Source organism: Streptomyces sp. NBC_00223, assembly GCF_036199905.1.
Classification (GTDB): Bacteria; Actinomycetota; Actinomycetes; order Streptomycetales; family Streptomycetaceae; genus Actinacidiphila.
On sequence record NZ_CP108109.1, the window covers coordinates 7,141,282 to 7,164,681 of the forward strand.

Below are 23,400 nucleotides of genomic sequence, written 5' to 3' on the forward strand. Positions count from 1 at the left end.
CTGGCCCGCCGGCCCCGACCGCCGACCCGTACGCGTCCGTGCCCGTACGCCCGCCCGATCCGAGAGAACTTCCATGAACTGGGACGACGCCCAAGCCGAGACGCCGGAGCGACTGGTCGGCGGCGCCGCCGACAGCGAGGACCAGGCCATCGAGGCCGCGCTGCGCCCCAAGGACCTCGGTGAGTTCGTCGGCCAGGAAAGGGTCAGGGAGCAGCTGGACCTGGTGCTCAAGGCCGCGCGCAAGCGCGGCGGCACCGCCGACCACGTCCTGCTCTCCGGCGCCCCGGGCCTGGGCAAGACCACCCTGTCGATGATCATCGCGGCCGAGATGGGCGTGCCCATCCGGATCACCTCGGGCCCGGCCATCCAGCACGCGGGCGACCTCGCCGCGATCCTGTCCTCGCTCAGCGAGGGCGAGGTGCTCTTCCTCGACGAGATCCACCGGATGTCCCGGCCCGCCGAGGAGATGCTCTACATGGCGATGGAGGACTTCCGGGTCGACGTGATCGTCGGCAAGGGCCCCGGCGCCACCGCGATCCCGCTGGAGCTGCCGCCCTTCACCCTGGTCGGCGCCACCACCAGGGCCGGCCTGCTGCCGCCCCCGCTGCGCGACCGCTTCGGCTTCACCGGCCACATGGAGTTCTACGCCCCCGCCGAGCTGGAAAGGGTGATTCATCGCTCAGCCGGGCTGCTGGACCTCGACATCGCCGCCGACGCCGCCGCGGAGATCGCCGGGCGCTCCCGCGGCACCCCCCGGATCGCCAACCGGCTGCTGCGCCGGGTGCGGGACTACGCGCAGGTCAGGGCGGACGGCGTGATCAGCCGGGAGATCGCCGCCCGGGCCCTGGAGGTCTACGAGGTCGACGGCCGCGGCCTGGACCGGCTGGACCGCGCGGTGCTGCGGGCGCTGCTCACGCTCTTCGGCGGCGGGCCCGTGGGGCTGTCCACGCTGGCCGTCGCGGTGGGGGAGGAGCGGGAGACCGTCGAGGAGGTCGCCGAGCCGTTCCTGGTCCGCGAGGGACTGCTCGCGCGTACCCCCAGAGGCCGGGTGGCGACCCGGGCCGCCTGGGCGCATCTGGGGCTCGTACCGCCTCGGGAGGCCGGAGGGACGAGTGGGGGCGGAACGGGACAGACCGGGTTGTTCGGTCCGTGAGGTCGGCTAGACTCCACCGATCAGGAACCCCAGTGCCATGCTTGGCGTTGTTCCAGCGGCGAGCCTGCGCTTAGACTCCGCCGACGCCCTTCCTCCGGATCGGCACTCACATCCCGAAACCCAGGCCAGCCCCCACACTGGCCGTGCGAAGGAACGTCCAGACCGTGAATCCCGTCACTCTTCTCCCTCTGATCCTCATTGTTGGCGTCATGTTCATGATGACGCGATCCGCCAAGAACAAGCAGCGCCAGGCGTCCCAGATGCGCAATCAGATGGAGCCGGGTACCGGCGTCCGGACGATCGGCGGCCTCTACGCCGTGGTCAAGGAAGTCAATGAGGAGACCGTGCTCCTGGAGATCACCGACGGGGTGCACGCTCACTTCGCGAAGAACGCCATCGGGACGGTGCTGAGCGAGGACGAGTTCAACCGGATCGTGCACGGCATCGAGCCGGAAGGACCGGAGGGCGTCGAGGAGGAGGACACCGCCGAAGCGGCCACCGGGGAGGCCGCGACGACGGACGGTGCGACCGATACGGACGAGGTCAAGGACGGCGAGCGCGTCGACCTGGGCAAGTCCGCGGAGGCACCGGAGCAGAACGGCTCCGACTCCAAGTAAGGGTCCGGCTTGACAACACTCGTGGCCACCCCCTGAGCGTGCACGTTCGGGGGCGGTAGGACAGGGAGACACAAGAAGGTGGCAGCAGCCAAGAAGGGCCGCAGGTCCTCGGGGAGTCAGGGATTGCCCGGGCGCGCTCTGGCCGTGATCCTCATCGCCCTGGTGGCGCTGACCGGAGGAATGTTCCTCTCCGGCAACACCACTCCCCGGTTGGGCATCGACCTCGCCGGCGGTGTCAGCATCACGCTGACCGCCAAGAGCGGCCAGGCGAACGCGATCAACGCGTCGAACATGAACATCGCCAAGGACATCATCTCCCAGCGCGTCAACGCGCTGGGCGTGTCCGAGGCCGAGACCCAGGTTCAGGGCGATCGCAACATCATCGTGAACATCCCCAAGGGGACCAACGCGGACGAGGCGGAGAAGCAGGTCGGCACGACCGCCCAGCTGTACTTCCGCCAGGTGCTCACGCAGCTCGACGGCGAGCCCGCCAAGAGCTCGCCGACGCCGTCCACGAGCCCCACGCCGTCGGGAAGTGCCACTCCCTCGACGACCGGCACGCCGTCCACGGGTTCGAAGTCGACCGCGACTCCGAAGTCCACGGCCACCGGGACGTCCACCAGCACCCCGCAGGGCAGGGCGGTCACCAACGCGCTGAAGTCGGGCGTGGACAAGGCCCCCACACCGGTCGCGACGACTCCCGCTCCCGACCCGAGCGACCCCTCGGCCACCGGTGACGCCTCCACGGCGGCCGATGTCTCGATCCCGGCCGACCTCCAGGCCAAGCTCGACGCCCTGGACTGCACCAACCCCAAGGCGCGGGCCGCGGCCAGCGAGGGCACCAAGACCAACGAGAAGGTCGTGGCCTGCGGCGAGCAGGACAAGCACTGGTACAAGTACGCGCTCGGCCCGGTCCTGATCGACGGCAAGAACGTCTCCGGCGCCAACGCCAACTTCGACACCCAGCAGGGCAACGGCTGGGTGGTGAACCTGACCTTCGACGGCAAGGGCGCGAAGCAGTTCACCAAGGTGACCGGTGACCTCTCCAGCCAGCAGCCGCCGAACAACCAGTTCGCCATCGACCTGGACGGCAATGTCGTCTCGGCCCCGTCCGTGCACCAGGCCCTGAACGCCGGCAGTGCCCAGATCTCGGGTGACTTCACCCAGTCCTCGGCCGAGGACCTGGCGAACGTGCTGAAGTTCGGCTCCCTGCCGCTGGCCTTCGACATCTCCGACAAGACCACGGTCTCGGCCGCCCTCGGCGGCGAGCAGCTGCGCGGCGGTCTGATCGCCGGCGGCGTCGGCCTGATCCTCGTCGTGCTCTACATGTTCGCCTACTACCGCGGACTGAGCTTCGTGGCGGTGCTGAGCCTGCTGACCTCGGCCGCGCTGACCTACACGATCATGTGTCTGCTCGGCAAGGCGATCGGCTTCGCCCTGAACCTGCCGGCGGTCTGCGGCGCCATCGTCGCCATCGGTATCACCGCCGACTCGTTCATCGTGTTCTTCGAGAGAATCAGGGACGAGCTACGGGAAGGCCGGTCGCTCCAGCCGGCCGTGGCCCGGGGCTGGCCGCGCGCCCGGCGCACCATCCTGGTGTCCGACTTCGTGTCCTTCCTCGCCGCCGCCGTGCTCTACGTCGTGACCGTCGGCAAGGTCCAGGGCTTCGCGTTCACGCTCGGCCTGACCACCCTGCTGGACGTCGCCGTGGTCTTCCTGTTCACCAAGCCGCTGATGACGCTGCTGGCCCGCCGACCGTTCTACGCGCAGGGTCACCGGTGGTCCGGCCTCGATCCCAAGTCGCTCGGCGTCCACGCACCCCTGCGCCGCGTCCGCCGCCAGACCAGCTCCGAGACGAAGGAGGCCTGATGTCCAAGCTCAGCAACCTCGGCCATCGGCTGCACCGCGGCGAGATCGCGTACGACTTCGTCGGCAAGCGCATGCTCTGGTACGGCGTCTCGGCGCTGGTCACCGTCGCCGCTGTGGCGGGTCTTCTGATCAACGGGCTGCACCTCGGCATCGAGTTCTCCGGTGGCGCGGTCTTCAACACGCCCAAGACCTCGATCTCGGTGTCCGACGCGCAGAGCAGGATCGCCGGGGACACCGACGGCCACGACGCGACCGTCCAGAAGCTCGGCACCGGCAGCCTGCGCATCCAGATCGCGGACCTGTCCACCGACAAGTCCAAGGAGCTCCAGCCCAAGATCGCCAAGGACCTGGGCTTCCCCTCCTCGAAGATCGACGCGCAGATCGTCGGCCCGAGCTGGGGCAAGGAGATCTCCCACAAGGCCGTCCAGGGTCTGATCATCTTCCTGATCCTGGTGGTGATCTACCTCGCCATCGCCTTCGAGTGGCGAATGGCGGCGTCCGCCCTGGTCGCCCTGCTGCACGACCTCACGATCACCACGGGTGTGTACGCCATCGTGGGATTCGAGGTCACCCCGGGCACGGTGATCGGTCTGTTGACCATCCTCGGTTACTCCCTGTACGACACCGTCGTCGTCTTCGACGGTCTCAAGGAATCCACCAAGGACATCACCAAGCAGAACCGCCACACCTACAGCGAGCTGGCCAACCGCAGCCTCAACGGCACCCTGGTGCGGTCGATCAACACCACGATCGTCGCCCTGCTGCCGGTCGGCGCGCTGCTCTTCATCGGTGGCGGCATCCTCGGCGCGGGCATGCTCAACGACATCGCGCTCGCGCTGTTCGTCGGCCTCACCGCCGGCGCGTACTCCTCGATCTTCATCGCGACCCCGATCGTGGCGGACCTCAAGGAGCGCGACCCGGCGATGCAGAACCTGCGCAAGCGGGTGCTGGCCAAGCGCGCCTCCGACGCGGCCAAGGCCGCCGAGGCGGCGGCCCGCGGCGAGAGCGTCGAGGACGACGAGCCGGACGACCTGGCGCCCGACGACGAGGAAGCGGCTCCGGCCGCGGCCGGTGTGGTCGGACAGCGCGGTCAGGGCACCGCCACCGCGGGCGACCGCCCGGCGCGCAGCCAGCCGGTCAACCGGGCCAACCGCGGCCGCAACCGCCCCTCGGGCAAGCGCCGCTGATCCACCCCACCGTCGCCGCCCGGCCCTCACAGGCCCGGGCGGCGACGGCTTTTGGTGCCGAGCCTGTGGGGGCCACACCGGGAAGCCGGCTTCCCGGTACCGTGCGGCCGTGCACCGCGCGTCGTGCGTCGCGCAGCGTGCGGTCGCGCGGCCTGCGGTCGTGCACTGTGAGAACCGCGAGCCGTGAGAACCACGAGCCGTCCACCGCGGCGCCGGGAACCCCCTGGGCGCCGAGAGCGAACGCCGAGAGAGCGCCGAGAAAGAAAGTAGTGCGATGACCACCACGGAAGCCGCCTCCGCGGAGCTGCGGGACCTGCTGCTCGGCCGTATCCGGGACGTCCCGGACTATCCGCGGCCCGGGGTCGTGTTCAAGGACATCACGCCCCTGCTCGCCGACCCCGCCGCCTTCGGCGCCCTGGTCGACGCCCTCGCCGAGCTGTGCGCCCGGCACGGCGCCACCAAGGTCGTCGGCCTTGAGGCGCGCGGCTTCATCCTGGCCGCCCCCGCCGCGGCCCGGGCCGGCCTCGGCTTCGTCCCGGTCCGCAAGTCCGGCAAGCTGCCCGGCGAGACGCTGGGGGAGTCGTACGAGCTGGAGTACGGCAGCGCCGAGATCGAGGTGCAGACCGACGCCTTCGCCCCCGGCGACCGGGTGCTGGTGATCGACGACGTGCTGGCCACCGGAGGCACCGCCGCGGCGGCCGTGGAGCTGATCCGCCGTACGGGGGCCGCCGTCGCCGGGGTGGCCGTTCTGCTGGAACTGACCTTCCTCGGCGGCCGGGACCGGCTCCTCCCCTCCCTCGGTGACACCCCCCTGGACGCCCTCGTGGTCGTCTGAGGCCGTCCGCGGGCCGTAGGCGTCTCCTGGGCCCACCGTGTGACGTACGGCGCTCCACGGGGCTCCTGCGGCCTTCTGGGGCCCCCGGTACGGGGCGTGCTTGCCCCGCCGGGCGCCCGTCTCGCGCCGCTGGTCGATACGATGGGACTTCCACCGTGTGAGGAGTGCTCTTGCCAGACCAGGCCCAGCCGCTCGACGCTGCTGGCGGTACGGAGCCGGCCGCCGGCGGGGCGCAGACGCCCGCGGGCGCCAAGGACACCGAGCCCAAGCCCGAGGCACCGGCGATCCGGCCCGTACGCACTCCGGGCGCCGTCGCACCGACCCGCCCCGGAGCCTCCTCCAGCCGGGTCCGAGCCCGGCTGGCCCGGCTCGGCGTGCAGCGCTCCACCCCGTACAACCCGGTGCTCGAACCCCTGCTGCGCGTCGTGCGGGGCAACGACCCCAAGGGCGACAGCGCCAAGCTGCGGCAGATCGAGAACGCGTACCAGGTCGCCGAGCGCTGGCACCGCGGCCAGAAGCGCAAGAGCGGCGACCCGTACATCACGCACCCGCTGGCCGTCACCACGATCCTGGCCGAGCTGGGCATGGACCCGGCCACCTTGATGGCCGGGCTGCTGCACGACACCGTCGAGGACACCGAGTACGGCCTTGAGGCGCTGCGCCGCGACTTCGGCGACCAGGTGGCGCTGCTGGTCGACGGCGTCACCAAGCTGGACAAGGTCAAGTTCGGCGAGGCCGCGCAGGCCGAGACGGTCCGCAAGATGGTCGTCGCCATGGCCAAGGACCCCCGTGTCCTGGTCATCAAGCTCGCCGACCGGCTGCACAACATGCGGACCATGCGCTACCTCAAGCGCGAGAAGCAGGAGAAGAAGGCCCGCGAGACCCTGGAGATCTACGCCCCGCTGGCCCACCGGCTGGGCATGAACACCATCAAGTGGGAGCTGGAGGACCTCGCCTTCGCGATCCTCTACCCGAAGATGTACGACGAGATCGTCCGCCTGGTCGCCGAGCGCGCGCCCAAGCGCGACGAGTATCTGGCCGTGGTCACCGACCAGGTGCAGCAGGATCTGCGCGCGGCCCGGATCAAGGCCACCGTCACCGGGCGGCCGAAGCACTACTACAGCGTCTACCAGAAGATGATCGTCCGCGGCCGGGACTTCGCGGAGATCTACGACCTGGTCGGCATCCGGGTGCTCGTCGACACCGTCCGGGACTGCTACGCGGCGCTCGGCACCATCCACGCGCGATGGAATCCGGTCCCCGGCCGGTTCAAGGACTACATCGCGATGCCGAAGTTCAACATGTACCAGTCGCTGCACACCACGGTGATCGGGCCCAGCGGCAAGCCCGTTGAACTCCAGATCCGCACCTTCGACATGCACCGCAGGGCCGAGTACGGCATCGCCGCGCACTGGAAGTACAAGCAGGAGGCCGTGGCCGGCGCCTCCAAGGTGCGCACCGACAGCCCGCGTTCGGACAAGAAGGACGACGCGGTCAACGACATGGCGTGGCTGCGCCAGCTGCTGGACTGGCAGAAGGAGACCGAGGACCCGGGCGAGTTCCTGGAGTCGCTGCGCTTCGACCTGTCCAAGAGCGAGGTCTTCGTCTTCACGCCCAAGGGCGACGTGATAGCGCTGCCGGCCGGCGCCACCCCGGTGGACTTCGCCTACGCCGTGCACACCGAGGTCGGCCACCGCACCATAGGCGCGCGCGTCAACGGCCGCCTCGTACCGCTGGAGTCCACCCTCGACAACGGCGACCTGGTGGAGGTCTTCACCTCCAAGGCGGCGGGCGCGGGGCCCTCCAGGGACTGGCTGGGCTTCGTCAAGTCGCCGCGGGCGCGCAACAAGATCCGCGCCTGGTTCTCCAAGGAGCGCCGCGAGGAGGCCGTCGAGTCGGGCAAGGAAGCCATCGCCCGCGCGATGCGCAAGCAGAACCTGCCGATCCAGCGGGTGCTGACCGGCGACTCCCTGGTCACCCTCGCCCACGAGATGCGCTACCCCGACATCTCCGCGCTCTACGCGGCGATCGGCGAGGGTCACATCACCGCGCAGTCCGTGGTGCAGAAGCTGGTCGACGCGCTCGGCGGCGAGGAGGGCGCCACCGAGGACATCGCGGAGATCACCACCCCGACGCAGGGCCGTACCAAGCGCCGCTCCAACACCGACCCCGGTGTGGTCGTCAAGGGCGTCAGCGACGTCTGGGTCAAGCTCTCCCGGTGCTGTACGCCGGTGCCGGGCGATCCGATCATCGGCTTCGTGACCCGCGGCAACGGGGTGTCGGTGCACCGCGCCGACTGCGTCAACGTCGACTCGCTCTCCCAGCAGCCCGAGCGGATCATCGACGTCGAGTGGGCGCCCACCCAGTCCTCGGTCTTCCTGGTCGCCATCCAGGTCGAGGCGCTGGACCGCTCCCGGCTGCTGTCGGACGTGACCCGCGTGCTGTCCGACCAGCACGTCAACATCCTGTCGGCGGCCGTGCAGACCTCCCGCGACCGGGTCGCCACCTCGCGCTTCACCTTCGAGATGGGCGACCCCAAGCACCTCGGCCACGTCCTGAAGGCCGTGCGCGGCGTCGAGGGCGTCTACGACGTGTACCGGGTCACCTCCGGCCGGCAGCGGTAAAGCGGCCGCGCCGTTCCCCGGGCCCCTTCAGGGGCGCGGAGAACGGCGCGACCGGTCACCACGGGCAGACGGTCCGGGAGCCGGCAGTACGCGGCGACCCGGGCGGACCCGTTACCCTCCGAACTGGCCCATGCCCTTGAGGGCCGCGTCCAGGAGGGCCTGCCGACCGTCGAGCTCGGCCTGGAGTTTGTCCGCCTTCGCGGCGTTACCCGCGGAGCGCGCCGCGTCGATCTGCGACCGCAACTTCTCGACGGCCGCCTGCAACTGCCCGGTCAGGCCCTCGGCGCGAGCCCGCACCTCGGGGTTCGTGCGCTGCCACTCCGCTTCCTCGGAGTCCTGCAGCGCCCGCTCCACGGTGTGCATCCGGGCCTCGATCCGCGGCCGGGCGTCCCTCGGCACATGGCCGATGGCCTCCCACCGCTCGTTGATGGCCCGGAAGGACACCCTGGCCGACTTGAGGTCGGACACCGGGAGCAGCTTCTCGGCCTCGGCGACCAGCTCCTCCTTGCGCGCGAGGTTGTCGCGCTGCTCGGTGTCCCGCTCGGCGAACACCTCCGAGCGGGCCGCGAAGAAGACGTCCTGGGCGCCGCGGAAACGATTCCACAGGTCGTCCTCGGCCTCGCGCTGCGCCCGGCCGGCCGCCTTCCACTCCGCCATCAGCTCGCGGTAGCGGGCCGCGGTCGGCCCCCAGTCGGTGGAACCGGACAGCGCCTGAGCCTCGGTGACCAGCTTCTCCTTGATCCGCCTGGCCTCCTCGCGCTGCGCGTCCAAGGACGCGAAGTGCGCCTTGCGGCGCTTGGAGAACACCGAACGGGCGTGGCTGAAGCGGTGCCACAGCTCGTCGTCGGCCTTGCGGTCCAGCCGCGGCAGACCCTTCCAGGTGTCCACCAGGGCGCGCAGCCGCTCGCCCGCCGTACGCCACTGCTCGCTCTCGGCCAACTGCTCGGCCTCGGCGACCAGCTGCTCCTTGGCGGTCCTGGCCTCCTCGCCCTGCTTGGCCTTGGCGACCCGGCGCTCCTCGCGCCGGGACTCCACCAGGGCCACCAGCGCGTCCAGGCGTACGCCCAGCGCCGCCAGGTCACCGACCGCGTGCGCCTCGGTCACCGACGTCCGCAGGTGCTCGATCGCGGCCAGGGCGTCCTTCGGGGCGAGATCGGTGGTCCGCACCCGCCGTTCGAGGAGGCCGATCTCCACGACGAGGCCCTCGTACTTGCGCTCGTAGTACGCCAGCGCCTCATCGGGGGAGCCCGCCTGCCACGAACCGACCTCCTTCTCCCCGTCGGCCGTACGCACGTACACGGTCCCCGTCTCATCGACGCGGCCCCACGGGTCGCTGCTCACAGCGCCTCCTCCACGTGATGCCCCGCCGAATCGCGCCCGGCGGGCATCGTCCACAGTTTCTCAACAGCAGGGCCGCACGCCCTGACCGGTCCAACGGCCAACATAGGCGACCGGCGCCCCGGCTGTCCGCATCCGATACGGCCCCAATCGCGAATTCAGATACCGATCAGGACTCAGACAGGTAAGGACCCGGTCCCATCGCCGCCCGCCCGCTCAGGACTTGGTGACCGTCGCCTTGTTGATCACCACGGTGGCGTTCGGCGCGCCGTCGCCCTGACCGGTGGTCTCACCGGCCTTGGCGATCTTGTTGAGCACCTTCATCCCGGCGCTGTCGATCGTGCCGAACGGGGTGAACTGCGGGGGCAGCGGGCTGTCCTTGTACACCAGGAAGAACTGGCTGCCGCCGGTGTGCTTCTGCCCGGTGTTGGCCATCGCCACGGTGCCGGTCGGGTACGTGACGCCGCCGTTGGAGTCGGCCTTGCCGAGCGCCGTCAGGTTCTCGTCGCCGATGGTGTAGCCGGGGCCGCCGCTGCCGCTGCTCGTCGGGTCGCCGCACTGGAGCACGTAGATACCGGTGGTGGTCAGCCGGTGGCACCTGGTGTGGTCGAAGAAGCCCTTGCCGGCCAGGAAGTCGAACGAGTTGACGGTCTCGGGGGCCTTGGCCGCGTCGAGCGCGATCGGGATCGTGCCGCAGGTGGTGTCCAGGGTGAAGGTGTACTTGGCGCTCTTGTCGATCGTGAGCGCCGGCTCCTTCTTCCACTGCAACTGACCGGGCTTGCCCGCGGCGGGCTTGGCGCACGGGTCGGGCCCGGGCGGGGGCGTCGTGGCGGGCGTGGTGGCCGGATCGGTGGCGCCGGCGGAGGCCGACTGCGTCGCGGGGGGCTTGGCCGCGGCGTCCGTCTTGCTGTCGCTGTCGAAGGCGCCGGCCGCCCACGCGCCGATCAGCGAGGCGGCGACCACCACGGTCACCACACCGATCACCGAGTTGCGCACACGCGCCTTGCGGTAATGCTTCACCCTGCGCTGCTGCTGCCGCTCGAACTTCTCCCGGGCGAGCTGCCGCCGCCGCTGATCCTTGGTGACCACTTCGCCGTCTCCGTCGTCTGTGTCAGTTGCCGAGTGCCGTGCGCCGTACTCGCGCCCGGCCTTATGCTGTGCCCGTGCGGGGCGCTGTGAGTTCGCTTTGTGTCCGCTGTACGGCACCGCGCACGGCCGTCGATTGAGTTGTCGAACGCTGAATGCGCGCGTGCCGAGATCTTCGCGTCCCGCGCGCCCGCCGTCCAGTCCGCGAACCGGCCGATGCTGGCACGATACGAGTTCGCGGCCGTCGTACGGTCGCCGGTAGGCTCGTGAAACGCCGACACCTCCCGCGGACGACAGAAGGACGAACGTGCTCATTGCCGGGTTCCCCGCCGGGGCCTGGGGGACCAATTGTTATGTGGTCGCCCCCGCCGCGGGCGAGGAGTGCGTGATCATCGACCCGGGTCACCTCGCGACCCAGGGCGTCGAGGACACGCTCGCCAAGCACCGACTCAAGCCCGTCGCCGTCATCCTCAGCCACGGCCACATCGACCATGTGGCCTCCGTCGTCCCGGTCTGCGGGGCACACGACGTGCCGGCCTGGATCCACCCCGAGGACCGCTACATGCTCAGCGACCCGGAGAAGGCGCTCGGCCGCGCCATCGGGCAGCCGCTGATGGGCGAGTTGACCGTCGGCGAGCCCGGCGACCTCAAGGAGCTGGCCGACGGCTCGACGCTGACCCTGGCCGGTCTGGAGTTCTCCGTCGCGCACGCGCCCGGCCATACCAGGGGGTCGGTGACCTTCAGGCTGCCCGAGCGCGCCGACATCCCGTCGGTGCTGTTCTCCGGTGACCTGCTCTTCGCCGGCTCCGTCGGACGCACCGACCTGCCCGGCGGCTCCGCGGCCGAGCTGTACGAGTCGCTGGCCCGTGTGTGCCTGCCGCTCGACGACTCGACCGTGGTCCTGTCGGGACACGGCCCCCAGACGACCATCGGCCGCGAGCGCGCCGCCAACCCGTACCTGGGTGAGGCGGCCCGCGGCCCCGGAGCCGCAGACCCGGCTCCACGACGAGGATTGTGACGATTCCTGCTGTGAGTTCCGCTGTGAGCGCCTTCCAGGCCCCCAAGGGCACCTACGATCTGCTGCCGCCCGACTCCGCGCTGTATCTCGCGGTGCGCGAGGCCATCGCCGCGCCCGCCCGCCGCGCCGGGTACGGCTATGTCGAGACCCCCGGATTCGAGAACGTCGAACTCTTCTCCCGCGGTGTCGGCGAGTCCACCGACATCGTCACCAAGGAGATGTTCACCCTCACCACCAAGGGCGGCAGCCAACTGGCGCTGCGGCCCGAGGGCACCGCGTCGGTGCTGCGCGCCGCGCTCCAGGCCAATCTGCACAAGGCCGGCAATCTGCCGGTCAAGCTCTGGTACTCCGGCTCGTACTACCGCTACGAGCGCCCGCAGGCCGGCCGCTACCGGCACTTCTCCCAGGTCGGCGCCGAGGCGATCGGCGCCGAGGACCCGGTGCTCGACGCCGAGCTGATCGTGCTGGCCTGCGACGCCTACCGCTCGCTCGGACTGAGCGGATTCCGGCTGCTGCTCAACTCGCTGGGCGACCGCGAGTGCCGTCCCGCCTACCGGGCCGCCCTCCAGGACTTCCTGCGCGGCCTCGACCTGGACGAGGAGACCCGCCGGCGGATCGACATCAACCCGCTGCGGGTGCTGGACGACAAGCGCGAGGCCGTACAGAAGCAGCTGGCCGGCGCCCCCGCGATCGCCGACCACCTGTGCGAGGCGTGCAAGGCGTACCACGAGCAGGTGCGCGAGCTGCTGACCGAGGCCGGGGTGGCGTACGAGGACGACCCCCGGCTGGTGCGCGGGCTCGACTACTACACCAGGACCACCTTCGAGTTCGTGCACGACGGGCTCGGCTCGCAGTCCGCGATCGGCGGCGGCGGGCGGTACGACGGCCTGTCCGAGATGATCGGCGGCCCCTCGCTGCCGTCGGTCGGCTGGGCGCTCGGCGTGGACCGCACGGTGCTGGCGCTGCGGGCCGAGGGCGTGGAGCCCGAGCTGCCCCCGGTCACCGATGTGTTCGCGGTGCCGATCGGCGAGCAGGCCCGGCGGGCGCTGTTCACCGCGGTCACCGCGCTGCGCAGGGCCGGGGTCGCGGCGGACTTCGCCTTCGGCGGCAAGGGCATGAAGAACGCGATGAAGTCGGCCAACCGCTCCGGGGCCCGCTTCGCGCTGGTCGCGGGGGAGCGCGACCTCGCCGAGGGCGTGGTCCAGCTCAAGGACCTGGAGACCGGCGACCAGGGACCCGTCGCGCTCGACGAGATCGTCACGACCGTCAAGGAGCGGCTGGTTTAAACCCCTCGTACGTGTACGAGGGTGCTCGGGCCTTATTCCGTCCTGACCACCCTCGTGCACAATGATGGGGTGCCCGCCCGCCCCCACGGTTCGAGAGATCGGTAATCATGACGACTTCCGCGCTTGACGACACGCGAACGGACGGCGACCGCGAGCAGCGGGCACCCGAGGGGATCGCGGCGGGACGGGCGTTCACCTGGCTGCTGCTCATCTGCGGAGCACTCGGCCTGGTCGCGGCCTTCGTGATCACCGATGACAAGTTCAAGCTGCTCCAGGCCAAGATCGAGGGCAAGACCTACACCCCTGCGTGCAGCCTCAACCCGATCATCTCCTGCGGCGATGTGATGCAGAGCGCGCAGGCACATGTCTTCGGCTTCCAGAACCCGATCATCGGACTGGCCGCCTACCCCGTGGTGATCTGCCTGGCCGTGGGCATGCTGGCCGGTGCCCGCTACCAGAAGTGGTTCTGGTACGGACTCCAGGCCGGTGGCCTGTTCGGCGTCGGCTTCGTCACCTGGCTCCAGTACCAGACGATCTACAACATCAACGCGATCTGCCTGTGGTGCTGCCTGGCCTGGATCGTCACCATCCTGATCTTCTGGTACACCGCCGTCCACAACATCAAGCACGGCCTGATCAAGGTGCCCGAGCGGGCCCGAGGGCTGGTGCTGGAGTTCCACTGGGTGGTCCCGGTGCTGTGGTACGGCGTGATCGCCACGCTGATCCTCTCCCACTTCTGGTACTACTGGCGGACGCTCATCTGAGCCGTCCGACGCGCCTGTCCGGGGCCGCCACCGGGATCGTCCCCGGGGCGGCCTCCGGCACGCTCGGAGCGGTTCGGCGGACCCGCTCGCGGGGGACTGTCGGCGCGGTGACCTAGGCTTCACGCGTGGAGCCAGATCTGTTCACCGCCGCCGCCGAAGACCGGCAGGAGCGGGACCCCAGCAGCAGCCCCCTCGCCGTACGGATGCGTCCGCGCACCCTGGACGAGGTCGTCGGGCAGCAGCACCTGCTGCGCCCCGGCGCGCCGCTGCGGCGGCTGGTGGAGGAGGGCGAGGGCGGCCGTCCCGGACCGGCCGGACCCTCGTCGGTCATCCTGTGGGGCCCGCCCGGCACGGGCAAGACCACCCTGGCGTATGTCGTCAGCAAGGCCACCAACAAGCGGTTCGTGGAGCTGTCGGCGATCACCGCGGGCGTCAAGGAGGTCCGCGCGGTCATCGAGAGCGCCAAGCGCCAGTCCGGCGGGTACCAGCGCGAGACCGTACTCTTCCTGGACGAGATCCACCGCTTCAGCAAGGCGCAGCAGGACTCGCTGCTGCCCGCCGTGGAGAACCGCTGGGTCACCCTCATCGCGGCCACCACCGAGAACCCGTACTTCTCGGTGATCTCCCCGCTGCTCTCGCGCTCCCTGCTGCTCACCCTGGAGCCGCTGACCGACGACGACCTGCGCGGGGTCCTGCACCGGGCGCTGGCCGACGAGCGCGGGCTCGCCGCCGCCGTGACCCTGCCCGAGGACGCCGAGGCCCATCTGCTGCGGATCGCGGGCGGCGACGCCCGGCGCGCGCTGACCGCGCTGGAGGCGGGCGCGGGCTCGGCGCTGGCCAAGGGCGAGGACACGCTCACCCTGTCCACGCTGGAGGAGGCCGTCGACCGGGCCGCGGTCACCTACGACCGGGACGGCGACCAGCACTACGACGTGGCCAGTGCCCTGATCAAGTCCATCCGCGGCTCGGACGTGGACGCGGCCCTGCACTATCTGGCCCGGATGATCGAGGCGGGAGAGGACCCGCGCTTCATCGCCCGCCGGCTGATGATCTCCGCGAGCGAGGACATCGGCCTGGCCGATCCCACCGCGCTGCCGACCGCGGTGGCGGCCGCGCAGGCCGTGGCCATGATCGGCTTCCCCGAGGCGTCGCTCATCCTCAGCCACGCGACCATCGCGCTGGCGCTCGCCGCCAAGTCCAACGCGGCGACCACCGCGATCGGCGCCGCGCTCGCGGACGTACGCGCGGGCAAGGCGGGCCCGGTGCCCGCGCATCTGCGCGACGGGCACTACAAGGGCGCGGCCAAGCTCGGCCACGCCCAGGGCTATGTCTATCCGCACGACGTGCCCGGGGGCATCGCCGCGCAGCAGTACGCGCCCGACGAGCTGCGCGACCGCCGCTACTACGAGCCCACCCGGCACGGGGCCGAGGCGCGGTACGCGGACGTGCTGGAGCGCGTCCGCGACCGCCTCTCGGGCCGCCCCGCCGAGTAGCGACCACGGCGGGCCCTGGGCACCACGGACCCCCGTGTTCGGTCTCCCGACGGGCCTTCGTCCGGCCGGGGCGGGCCCGGGTTCGGGCGCGCGTGCGCGGCTCGGGAGCCGCGGGCTGTCGCTTTCCGGCGTCGGCGCGGCCTTGTCCGGCGCGTCCGGGGCGGCGCCCCCGGGACCGGCTCCGGCCGTGCGGCCGGCCCGGGTGTCGCGGGCCGCCGCGTTTCGGCGTCGGTGGTGCCGGGCCATCGTTCGATCCCGGTCGCGCCGGGTCCGGGCCGAACCCCCGGACCGGCTCAGGACTCGCGGGCCGCCGTGAACAGCGCGCGCAGGGAGCGGCGCGCGGCCTCGGGGCCGTCCACCGGCTCGGGGAAGTCGAAGCGCGCGTCGAAGGTGCCCTCCGGCCCGGTGAACCGCACCCGCAGCCCGAAGCGGTCGAGCGCCAGCGGCACCGCCCCGCTCGCCGCCCGCGGCGCCCCGCACGGGGTGCCGGGACCGGCGATCAGCCCGCACAGCAGCTCCACGTCCGGGCTGTGCGCCGCCGCCAGATGCTGAAGCACCTCCGTCTCGTACGCCAGCAGCGGATCGGGCGCGGCGGCCGCGAACTCGTCCGGCTCGACCAGGGCCGCGCCCCACAGGTCGTCGAGCGACAACTCGCCGGTCTCCAGCCGCAGCAGCTCCGTACCGGCCTCGAAGGCGCCGCCGGGCACCGGGGTGAGCCAGCCCGCGAGCCAGACCCGGCCGCGGATCCGGTGCGGCACCGCGACCGGCGCCACGTCCGTGATCTCCAGCACAGCGGCGAGTTCGTCGTCACCCGCCCGCCGGACCGCCCGTACCGCGGGCGCGTCGCGCGGGAACAGCAGAAACACATCTCCGGACGGTCCCACCGAGTGGCGCAGCGGTACCATCGGCTCGGCCGGCTCCGGGCTGAGCCCGGGAATGGCCAGGGCGAGGGACGAGTTACCCTCGACCAGAGTTCGCGCGCGTTCGGCGGCCGACGGCTGCCGGGGCGCTTCCTCCACTTCGGGACGCGGCTGACCATGCCCTGACACATCAGGCGTGGGGTTCCCGGGTCGAATCATGCGGACTCCTCAGCTAAGGTAAGCCTTACCTAATCTACACGGAGGTTCGTCGCACGTGAATCAGTCGCGTCCCAAGGTCAAGAAGTCCCGGGCGCTGGGCATCGCGCTCACCCCCAAGGCGGTCAAGTACTTCGAGGCCCGTCCCTACCCGCCGGGTGAGCACGGCCGTGGTCGCAAGCAGAACAGCGACTACAAGACCCGTCTGCTGGAGAAGCAGCGGCTGCGCGCGCAGTACGACATCAGCGAGCGGCAGATGCAGCGCGCCTACGACCGGGCCAAGAAGGCCGCGGGCCTGCGGACCGGCGAGGCGCTGATCATCGAGCTGGAGCGCCGTCTCGACGCGCTGGTGCTGCGGGCCGGGCTGGCCCGGACGATCTACCAGTCCCGCCAGATGGTCGTGCACGGCCACATCGAGGTCAACGGCCGGAAGGTCGACAAGCCGTCCTTCCGGGTCCGCCCCGAGGACGTCGTCCAGGTCCGCGAGCGCTCCCGTGCCAAGACCCCCTTCCTGGTCGCGCGTGAGGGCGGCTGGGCCGGCGACGGCGAGACCCCGCGCTACCTCCAGGTCAACCTCCAGGCGCTCGCCTTCCGCCTCGACCGCGACCCCAACCGCCGTGAGATCCCGGTGATCTGCGACGAGCAGCTCGTCGTCGAGTACTACGCCCGCTGATCCCGGAGCCGGTCGGGTCGCTCTCACAGCAGCGCCCGCCGGTCCCCGGAGCCGGCCGCCGGATCCTCCGCCGGAAGGCCGCCCGCAGCGGTCCTCGGGCCCTCAGCCCGCCGCCTCGCCCGAGGCGGCGGGCTCGTGCGTCTGCGGAGCCCCGGAGGGCGTCCCGGAAGCCGGCGACGGCCTGTGCAGCGCCCGCCGCACCGCCCGGTCGAAGTCCAGCCGGCCGCCCTCGCGCAGCGCCGCCTCGTAGGCCGGATCGCCCAGCGCCCGGCGCACCCGCCGCTCGCACTCCGCGTGCGGCGCGTTGAAGTAGCGCGAGCCGAACAGCCGTATCCCCACCGACTCCCACAGCCGCCCGGCCGCGCCCTGGAGCACCGCGGCCTCCCGCGGCTCCCCCTCGCCCTCGGTGACCAGCGCCAGCAGTTCCAGCGCGAGCACCGCGCCCACCAGGTCGTGGAAGTCGTGGCTGATCGTCAGCGACTCCTCGGCCAGCCGCCGGGCCCCGGCCGGATCACCGTTCAGCCAGGCCGCGTACGCCAGTACGTACAGGGCGTAGGCCAGCGTCCAGCGCTCGCCGTGGTCGCGGCAGATCGCGCGGACCTCCTCGGCCAGCCGGACCGCCTGCTCGATCCCGCCCTGGAACGCCACCGCCATCGCCAGCTCGACCTGGCCCATGAGGACATTGCTGTTCAGTTCGCCGATCCGGCGGTAGCGGGCCAGCGCCTCCCCGATGAAGCGCTCGGCCCTCGGCATGTCGTCGGAGACCAGTGCCAGGCAGCCCAGCCGGTGCACCGCGTACGCCTCGGCCGTCGTGTTGCCGCTCTCCGCCGCCTCGCGCCGGCACTCGTGCAGGACGGCCAGCGCCGCCGCCGAGTCGCCCTGGAGCAGCGCCACATAGCCGTACACCCACATCGCCTTGGCGCGTGCCTCGGTCGGGGTGTCGGAGGCGTCCAGGGCCCGTTCCAGCCAGTGCCTGCCCTCGGCCAGCCGCCCGCAGCCCACCCAGCAGAACCACAGGGTGCCCGCCAGGTACTGGCCGACCGCCGGGTCCTGCGGCGGCTCGCCCGCCGCGCCGTCCAGGCTGACGTCCAGGGCCAGCCGCAGATTCGGCAGGTCGGCGGTCACCCGCGCGGCCACCTCGGTCTGCCGGGGGCTGAACCAGTCCAGTTCGCACCAGGTGGCCAGCCCCAGATACCAGTCCCGGTGCCGCCGCCGCATCCGGGCCTCGTCGCCGAGCGCGGTCAGCCACCCGGCGCCGTACTCGGCCACGCTGTCCATCATCCGGAAGCGGACCACCCCGTCCGGGCCCTCCACGCGGGCCAGCACCGACTGCGCGACCAGGGCGGCGACGGTCTCCGCGATCTCGCCCTCGGGCAGTTCGGGCCCCGAGCAGACGTACTCCACCGCGTCCAGGTCGAAGTGGCCGGCGAAGACCGACAGCCGGGCCCACAGCAGCCGCTCGGCGGGCGTGCACAGCTCATGGCTCCAGCCGATCGCGGTACGCAGCGCCCGGTGCCGGACGGGAGCGGTCGGATCGCCGCCGGTCAGCAGCCGGAAACGGTCGTCGAGCCGGTCGAGGATCTGCGCCACGGACAGCGCCCGCAGCCGGACGGCGGCCAGCTCCAGGGCCAGCGGCAGCCGGTCGAGACGGTCGCACAGCTCGCCGACGTCCGCCGCGTTGGCCGCCGTCACCGCGAAGCCCGGCAGCACCTCGGCGGCCCGCGCGGCGAAGAGCCGTACGGCGTCGTCGGTGCCCGGCGGGTCCAGCGGCAGCAGCAGCTCCCCGGTGATGCCCAGCGGCCGGCGGCCCGCCGCGAGCACCCGCAGCCCCGGCGCGCGCCGCAGCAGCTCGGCCACCAGGTCCGCGGTGTGCGGGTGCAGCCGGTCGTACCCGTCGAGGACCAGCAGGAGTTCCCGGTCGGCCAGATGCTCGGCCAGCGCCAGCCGCGGCGGGCGGGTGGTGTGGTCGGGCAGCCGCAGCCCGTCGGCGACCGTCTGGTCCAGCAGTGTGGCGTCGCGCAGCCCCGACAGCTCGACCGCCCACACCCCGTCGCGGAAACGGTCCTGCACCCGCCCGGCGGCCCGCAGCGCCAGCCGGGACTTCCCCACGCCGCCGGGCCCGGTGACCGTGACCAGCCGCGACCGCGTCAACAGCCCCGCCGCGTCGGCGAGTTCGCAGGACCGGCCGACGAAGCCCGCCAGCTCGGCCGGGAGGTTGCCCGAGGATGCCATGGTGCACGGAGCGTACGTGCCGATAAGCGGAACGTACAATCACGCCACCAAACCGCGGCGATCTGCTACGGCCCTCCCCGCCCGGCGCCCGGCCCGCCACGCGGGAAAGCGGTACGGGTGCCCAGGTCCGGCGCGATAAGGTCGGTGTCCGATCGACGTGGTGGAACGAGGGAGAGCGGCAGCGTGTCCGGTGGAGAGGTGGCCGGCCTCATCGTGGCGGTCTTCTGGGCGATCCTGGTGTCGTTCCTGGCCGTCGCGCTGGCCCGGCTGGCCCAGACGCTGAAGCGGACCACCGAGCTGGTGGCGAGCGTCACCGAGCAGGCCGTACCGCTGCTCGGCGAGGCGTCCGAGGCGCTGCGCTCCGCGCACACCCAGCTCGACCGGGTCGACACCATCACCGCGGACGTCGCCGAGGTCACCTCCAACGCCTCCGCGCTCTCCTCGACCGTCGCCTCCGCGTTCGGCGGGCCCCTGGTGAAGGTCGCCGCCTTCGGCTACGGGGTCCGGCGCGCGGTGGGCCTGCGCAGCGGCGGCGCGGGCCGGGCCCGCGCCAGGACCGCCACGGCAGGCAAGGTGCTGCCCGCCTCCCGGCGCGGCGGCCGTCGCAACCGCCCGAAGGACTGAGGCCCATGTTCCGCCGACTGTTCTGGTTTCTGACCGGCGCCGCCGCCGGCACCTACGCCACCGTCAAGGTCAACCGCGCGGTGCGCAGGCTCAGCCCCGACAGCCTCGCCCTGACCGCGGCCGACCGGGCGCTGGAGACCGGCGCGCGCCTGAGGCTCTTCGCCCAGGACGTACGGGCGGGCATGGCGCAGCGCGAGGGCGAACTCCACGACGCCCTCGGCCTGCGGACCGGCGCCGACGACACCCCCCGCCTGACGACCCGTCAGGACGCCCTGGGCCTGACCGCCCAGGACCCCGACTTCCCGGCACCGCGCCGGGGCATCGCGTACAACCGGAAGGACGAACACTGATGGAGTCGGCAGAAATCCGCCGCCGCTGGCTGCGCTTCTTCGAGGAGCGCGGGCACACCGTCGTGCCGTCGGCGTCCCTCATCGCCGACGACCCCACGCTGCTGCTGGTGCCGGCGGGCATGGTCCCGTTCAAGCCGTACTTCCTCGGCGAGGTCAAGCCGTCCTTCGCGCGCGCCACCAGCGTCCAGAAGTGCGTACGCACCCCGGACATCGAAGAGGTCGGCCGGACCACCCGGCACGGCACGTTCTTCCAGATGTGCGGCAACTTCTCCTTCGGCGACTACTTCAAGGAAGGCGCCATCAAGTACGCCTGGGAGCTGCTCACCAGCTCGCAGGCGGACGGCGGTTACGGCCTTGAGCCGGAGAAGCTCTGGATCACCGTCTACGAGCAGGACGACGAGGCCGAGGCCATCTGGCGCGATGTCATCGGCGTCCCCGCCGAGCGCATCCAGCGCCTGGGCATGGGCCCCAACTTCTGGTCCATGGGCGTGCCGGGACCCTGCGGCCCCTGCTCCGAGATCAACTACGACCGCGGCCCCGAGTTCGGCGTCGAGGGCGGCCCGGCCGTCAACGACGAGCGGTACGTGGAGATCTGGAACCTGGTCTTCATGCAGTACGAGCGCGGGGCCGGCGAGGGCAAGGACGACTTCCCGATCCTCGGCGACCTGCCCGCCCGCAACATCGACACCGGCCTCGGCCTCGAACGCCTCGCGATGATCCTCCAGGGCGTCCACAACATGTACGAGACCGACAACCTGCGGGTCGTCATCGACAAGGCCACCGACCTCACCGGAGTCCGCTACGGGCAGGCCGACGCCTCCGACGTGTCGCTGCGCGTCGTCGCCGACCACATGCGCACCTCCGTGATGCTCATCGGCGACGGCGTCACCCCCGGCAACGAGGGCCGCGGCTACGTACTGCGCCGCATCATGCGCCGGGCCATCCGCAACATGCGCATGCTCGGCGCCTCGCAGCCCGTCGTCGCCGAACTGGTCGACGTGGTCCTCAAGACCATGGGCGAGCAGTACCCGGAGCTGCTCACCGACCGCAAGCGGATCGAGACCGTGGCCCTCGCCGAGGAGGCCGCCTTCCTCAAGACGCTCAAGGCCGGCACCAACATCCTCGACACGGCCGTCACCGAGACCAAGTCGGCCGGCGGGACCGTGCTGTCGGGCAGCCAGGCCTTCCTGCTCCACGACACCTGGGGCTTCCCGATCGACCTCACCCTGGAGATGGCCTCCGAGCAGGGCCTGTCCGTGGACGAGGACGGCTTCCGCCGCCTGATGAAGGAGCAGCGCGAGCGCGCCAAGGCCGACGCCCGCGCCAAGAAGACCGGCCACGCCGACCTGTCCGCCTACCGCGAGGTCGCCGACCGCTCCGGCACCACCGAGTTCACCGGCTACACCCACGACCACAACGAGGCCACCGTCGTCGGCCTGCTGGTCGACGGCCTGCCCTCCCCGGCCGCCACCGAGGGCGACGAGGTCGAGGTCGTCCTCGACCGCACCCCCTTCTACGCCGAGGGCGGCGGCCAGCTCGCCGACACCGGCCGGCTGCGGCTGGACAGCGGCGCCGTGATCGAGGTGCGCGACGTCCAGCAGCCGGTGCCCGGCGTCAGCGTGCACAAGGGCGTCGTCCAGGTCGGCGAGGTCACCCTCGGGGCCGGCGTGCTGGCCCAGATCGACCTCGTGCGCCGCCGGGCCATCGCCCGCGCCCACAGCGCCACCCACCTGACCCACCAGGCGCTGCGCGACGCGCTGGGCCCCACCGCCGCCCAGGCCGGTTCGGAGAACTCCCCGGGCCGCTTCCGCTTCGACTTCGGCTCGCCGGCCGCCGTACCCGGCACGGTCCTCACCGACGTCGAGCAGAAGATCAACGAGGTGCTGGCCCGCGAACTCGACGTCACCGCCGAGGTGCTGCCGATCGACGAGGCCAAGAAGCAGGGCGCCATCGCCGAGTTCGGCGAGAAGTACGGCGAGCACGTCCGGGTCGTCACCATCGGCGACTTCTCCAAGGAGCTGTGCGGCGGCACCCACGTGCGCAACACCTCCCAGCTCGGACTGGTCAAGCTGCTCGGCGAGTCCTCCATCGGCTCCGGTGTGCGCCGGGTCGAGGCCCTGGTCGGCGTGGACGCGTACAACTTCCTGGCCCGGGAGCACACGGTCGTCGCCCAGCTCACCGAGCTGGTCAAGGGCCGCCCCGAGGAACTGCCCGACAAGATCTCCGGGATGCTCGCCAAGCTCAAGGAGGCCGAGAAGGAGATCGACCGCTTCCGCGCCGAGAAGGTGCTCCAGGCCGCCGCGGGGCTGGCCGCGAGCGCCGAGGACGTCAACGGCGTGGCGCTGGTGGCCGGAGCCGTGCCCGAGGGCACCGGCGCCGACGACCTGCGCCGCCTGGTGCTGGACGTCCGGCAGCGCGTCACCGGCGGCCGGCCCGCCGTGGTGGCCCTGTTCACCGTGGTGAACGGCCGCCCGCTGACCGTGATCGCCACCAACGAGGGCGCCCGCGAGCGCGGGGTCAAGGCCGGCGAGCTGGTCCGTACCGCGGCCAGGACGCTCGGCGGCGGCGGTGGCGGCAAGGACGACGTGGCCCAGGGCGGCGGACAGAACGCCGGCTCCGTCCCGGACGCGATCGAGGCCGTGCGGCGGCTCGTCGCCGAGAAGGCGTGAGCGTGCCGGAGACACCCGGCGGCATGCGGCGCGGGCGGCGGATCGCCGTCGACGTCGGGGACGCCCGGATCGGGGTCGCCTCGTGCGACCCCGACGGGATCCTCGCCACCCCGGTCGAGACCGTCCCCGGCCGGGACGTGCCCGCCGCGCTGCGCCGCCTCGCCGCGATCGTCGAGGAGTACGAGCCGATCGAGGTCGTCATCGGGCTGCCGCGCTCCCTCAACGGGAGCGAGGGGCCCGCGGCGGTCAAGGTGCGCGCCTTCGCGCAGGGGGTGGCCGACACGGTCGCACCCGTGCCCGTACGGTTGGTCGACGAACGCATGTCGACCGTGACGGCCACCCATGGGCTGCGCGCGTCCGGCGTGAAGGCGAAGAAGGGACGCTCGGTGGTCGACCAGGCCGCGGCCGTGGTCATTCTGCAGAGCGCCCTGGAGACCGAACGAGTGTCGGGCAAAGCTCCGGGCGAGGGCGTCGAAGCGGCCTCCTGATCGCGGTACGGTAACGTT

19 protein-coding genes are annotated in these 23,400 nt (G+C 71.7%); 15 read left to right on the forward strand and 4 right to left on the reverse strand.

Features of this window, described 5'->3' with window-relative positions:
* Window positions 1-73 precede the first annotated feature (73 nt).
* The 6 genes from ruvB to OHA30_RS30570 all read left to right on the forward strand — a co-directional run bounded on the left by ruvB (window position 74) and on the right by OHA30_RS30570 (window position 8,285).
* Window positions 74-1,153 (forward strand): Holliday junction branch migration DNA helicase RuvB, encoded by a 1,080-nt coding sequence (gene ruvB / locus OHA30_RS30545; RefSeq protein WP_328917096.1) that lies wholly within the window; start codon window positions 74-76, stop codon window positions 1,151-1,153.
* 209 nt (window positions 1,154-1,362) lie between these two features.
* A complete protein-coding gene (gene yajC / locus OHA30_RS30550) occupies window positions 1,363-1,770 on the forward strand; it encodes a preprotein translocase subunit YajC (RefSeq protein WP_405785005.1) in 408 nt (135 codons plus the stop codon).
* Window positions 1,771-1,848: 78 nt separating this feature from the next.
* Window positions 1,849-3,639 carry a protein translocase subunit SecD gene (gene secD, locus OHA30_RS30555; RefSeq protein ID WP_328917098.1) on the forward strand — a complete coding sequence of 597 codons (1,791 nt, stop codon included), beginning with the start codon at window positions 1,849-1,851 and terminating at the stop codon, window positions 3,637-3,639.
* Window positions 3,639-4,826 carry a protein translocase subunit SecF gene (secF, locus tag OHA30_RS30560; protein WP_328917099.1) on the forward strand — a complete coding sequence of 396 codons (1,188 nt, stop codon included), beginning with the start codon at window positions 3,639-3,641 and terminating at the stop codon, window positions 4,824-4,826. The genes secD and secF overlap by 1 nt, the downstream gene beginning before the upstream one ends.
* Before the next feature lie 274 nt (window positions 4,827-5,100).
* Window positions 5,101-5,661, forward strand: coding sequence for an adenine phosphoribosyltransferase (locus OHA30_RS30565; protein ID WP_328917100.1), 561 nt, complete (start codon window positions 5,101-5,103; stop codon window positions 5,659-5,661).
* A gap of 170 nt (window positions 5,662-5,831) precedes the next feature.
* Window positions 5,832-8,285 (forward strand): RelA/SpoT family protein, encoded by a 2,454-nt coding sequence (locus tag OHA30_RS30570; protein WP_405785003.1) that lies wholly within the window; start codon window positions 5,832-5,834, stop codon window positions 8,283-8,285.
* 111 nt (window positions 8,286-8,396) lie between these two features.
* On the opposite strand, the gene OHA30_RS30575 is transcribed toward OHA30_RS30570, so the two are convergent.
* Window positions 8,397-9,626, reverse strand: coding sequence for a DUF349 domain-containing protein (locus OHA30_RS30575; RefSeq protein ID WP_328917101.1), 1,230 nt, complete (start codon window positions 9,624-9,626; stop codon window positions 8,397-8,399).
* Window positions 9,627-9,839: 213 nt separating this feature from the next.
* Window positions 9,840-10,712 carry a peptidylprolyl isomerase gene (locus OHA30_RS30580; RefSeq protein WP_328917102.1) on the reverse strand — a complete coding sequence of 291 codons (873 nt, stop codon included), beginning with the start codon at window positions 10,710-10,712 and terminating at the stop codon, window positions 9,840-9,842.
* Between the two features lie 304 nt (window positions 10,713-11,016).
* On the opposite strand from OHA30_RS30580, the gene OHA30_RS30585 reads away from it, so the two are divergent.
* From OHA30_RS30585 to OHA30_RS30600, 4 genes are all read left to right on the forward strand, one after another.
* The gene (locus tag OHA30_RS30585) at window positions 11,017-11,727 is read left to right on the forward strand and encodes an MBL fold metallo-hydrolase (protein WP_328917103.1); all 711 of its coding nucleotides are present in this window, start codon (window positions 11,017-11,019) and stop codon (window positions 11,725-11,727) included.
* Window positions 11,728-11,750: 23 nt separating this feature from the next.
* The gene (gene hisS / locus OHA30_RS30590; protein ID WP_328918060.1) at window positions 11,751-13,013 is read left to right on the forward strand and encodes a histidine--tRNA ligase; all 1,263 of its coding nucleotides are present in this window, start codon (window positions 11,751-11,753) and stop codon (window positions 13,011-13,013) included.
* Between the two features lie 107 nt (window positions 13,014-13,120).
* Window positions 13,121-13,777 (forward strand): vitamin K epoxide reductase family protein, encoded by a 657-nt coding sequence (locus OHA30_RS30595; protein WP_328917104.1) that lies wholly within the window; start codon window positions 13,121-13,123, stop codon window positions 13,775-13,777.
* Window positions 13,778-13,902: 125 nt separating this feature from the next.
* On the forward strand, window positions 13,903-15,270 hold the full coding sequence (locus OHA30_RS30600; protein WP_328917105.1) for a replication-associated recombination protein A: 1,368 nt from the start codon (window positions 13,903-13,905) through the stop codon (window positions 15,268-15,270).
* Window positions 15,271-15,563: 293 nt separating this feature from the next.
* On the opposite strand, the gene OHA30_RS30605 is transcribed toward OHA30_RS30600, so the two are convergent.
* Entirely contained in the window at window positions 15,564-16,349 is a 786-nt protein-coding gene (locus tag OHA30_RS30605) for a DUF2470 domain-containing protein (protein WP_328917106.1), read from the reverse strand.
* A 55-nt stretch (window positions 16,350-16,404) separates the two neighbouring features.
* Here OHA30_RS30605 and rpsD point away from each other — a divergent pair, with 55 nt between their 5' ends.
* Window positions 16,405-17,019, forward strand: a complete 615-nt coding sequence (gene rpsD, locus OHA30_RS30610; RefSeq protein WP_328917107.1) for a 30S ribosomal protein S4 — start codon at window positions 16,405-16,407, stop codon at window positions 17,017-17,019.
* 102 nt (window positions 17,020-17,121) lie between these two features.
* Here the strand turns inward: rpsD and OHA30_RS30615 are convergent, their stop codons facing one another.
* Window positions 17,122-19,251, reverse strand: coding sequence for an ATP-binding protein (locus OHA30_RS30615; RefSeq protein WP_328917108.1), 2,130 nt, complete (start codon window positions 19,249-19,251; stop codon window positions 17,122-17,124).
* A gap of 183 nt (window positions 19,252-19,434) precedes the next feature.
* Between OHA30_RS30615 and OHA30_RS30620 the strand changes: the two genes are divergently transcribed.
* From OHA30_RS30620 to ruvX, 4 genes are read left to right on the forward strand one after another with little or no spacing between them, the layout of a single operon-like run.
* Entirely contained in the window at window positions 19,435-19,875 is a 441-nt protein-coding gene (locus tag OHA30_RS30620) for a DUF948 domain-containing protein (RefSeq protein WP_328917109.1), read from the forward strand.
* A 5-nt stretch (window positions 19,876-19,880) separates the two neighbouring features.
* Window positions 19,881-20,225 carry a DUF6167 family protein gene (locus tag OHA30_RS30625; protein ID WP_328917110.1) on the forward strand — a complete coding sequence of 115 codons (345 nt, stop codon included), beginning with the start codon at window positions 19,881-19,883 and terminating at the stop codon, window positions 20,223-20,225.
* Complete coding sequence (alaS, locus tag OHA30_RS30630) at window positions 20,225-22,894, forward strand: alanine--tRNA ligase (protein ID WP_328917111.1); 2,670 nt, start codon at window positions 20,225-20,227, stop codon at window positions 22,892-22,894. Before OHA30_RS30625 ends, alaS begins: the two co-directional genes overlap by 1 nt.
* Window positions 22,895-22,917: 23 nt before the next feature.
* The gene (gene ruvX, locus OHA30_RS30635) at window positions 22,918-23,382 is read left to right on the forward strand and encodes a Holliday junction resolvase RuvX (RefSeq protein WP_328918061.1); all 465 of its coding nucleotides are present in this window, start codon (window positions 22,918-22,920) and stop codon (window positions 23,380-23,382) included.
* Window positions 23,383-23,400 lie beyond the last annotated feature (18 nt).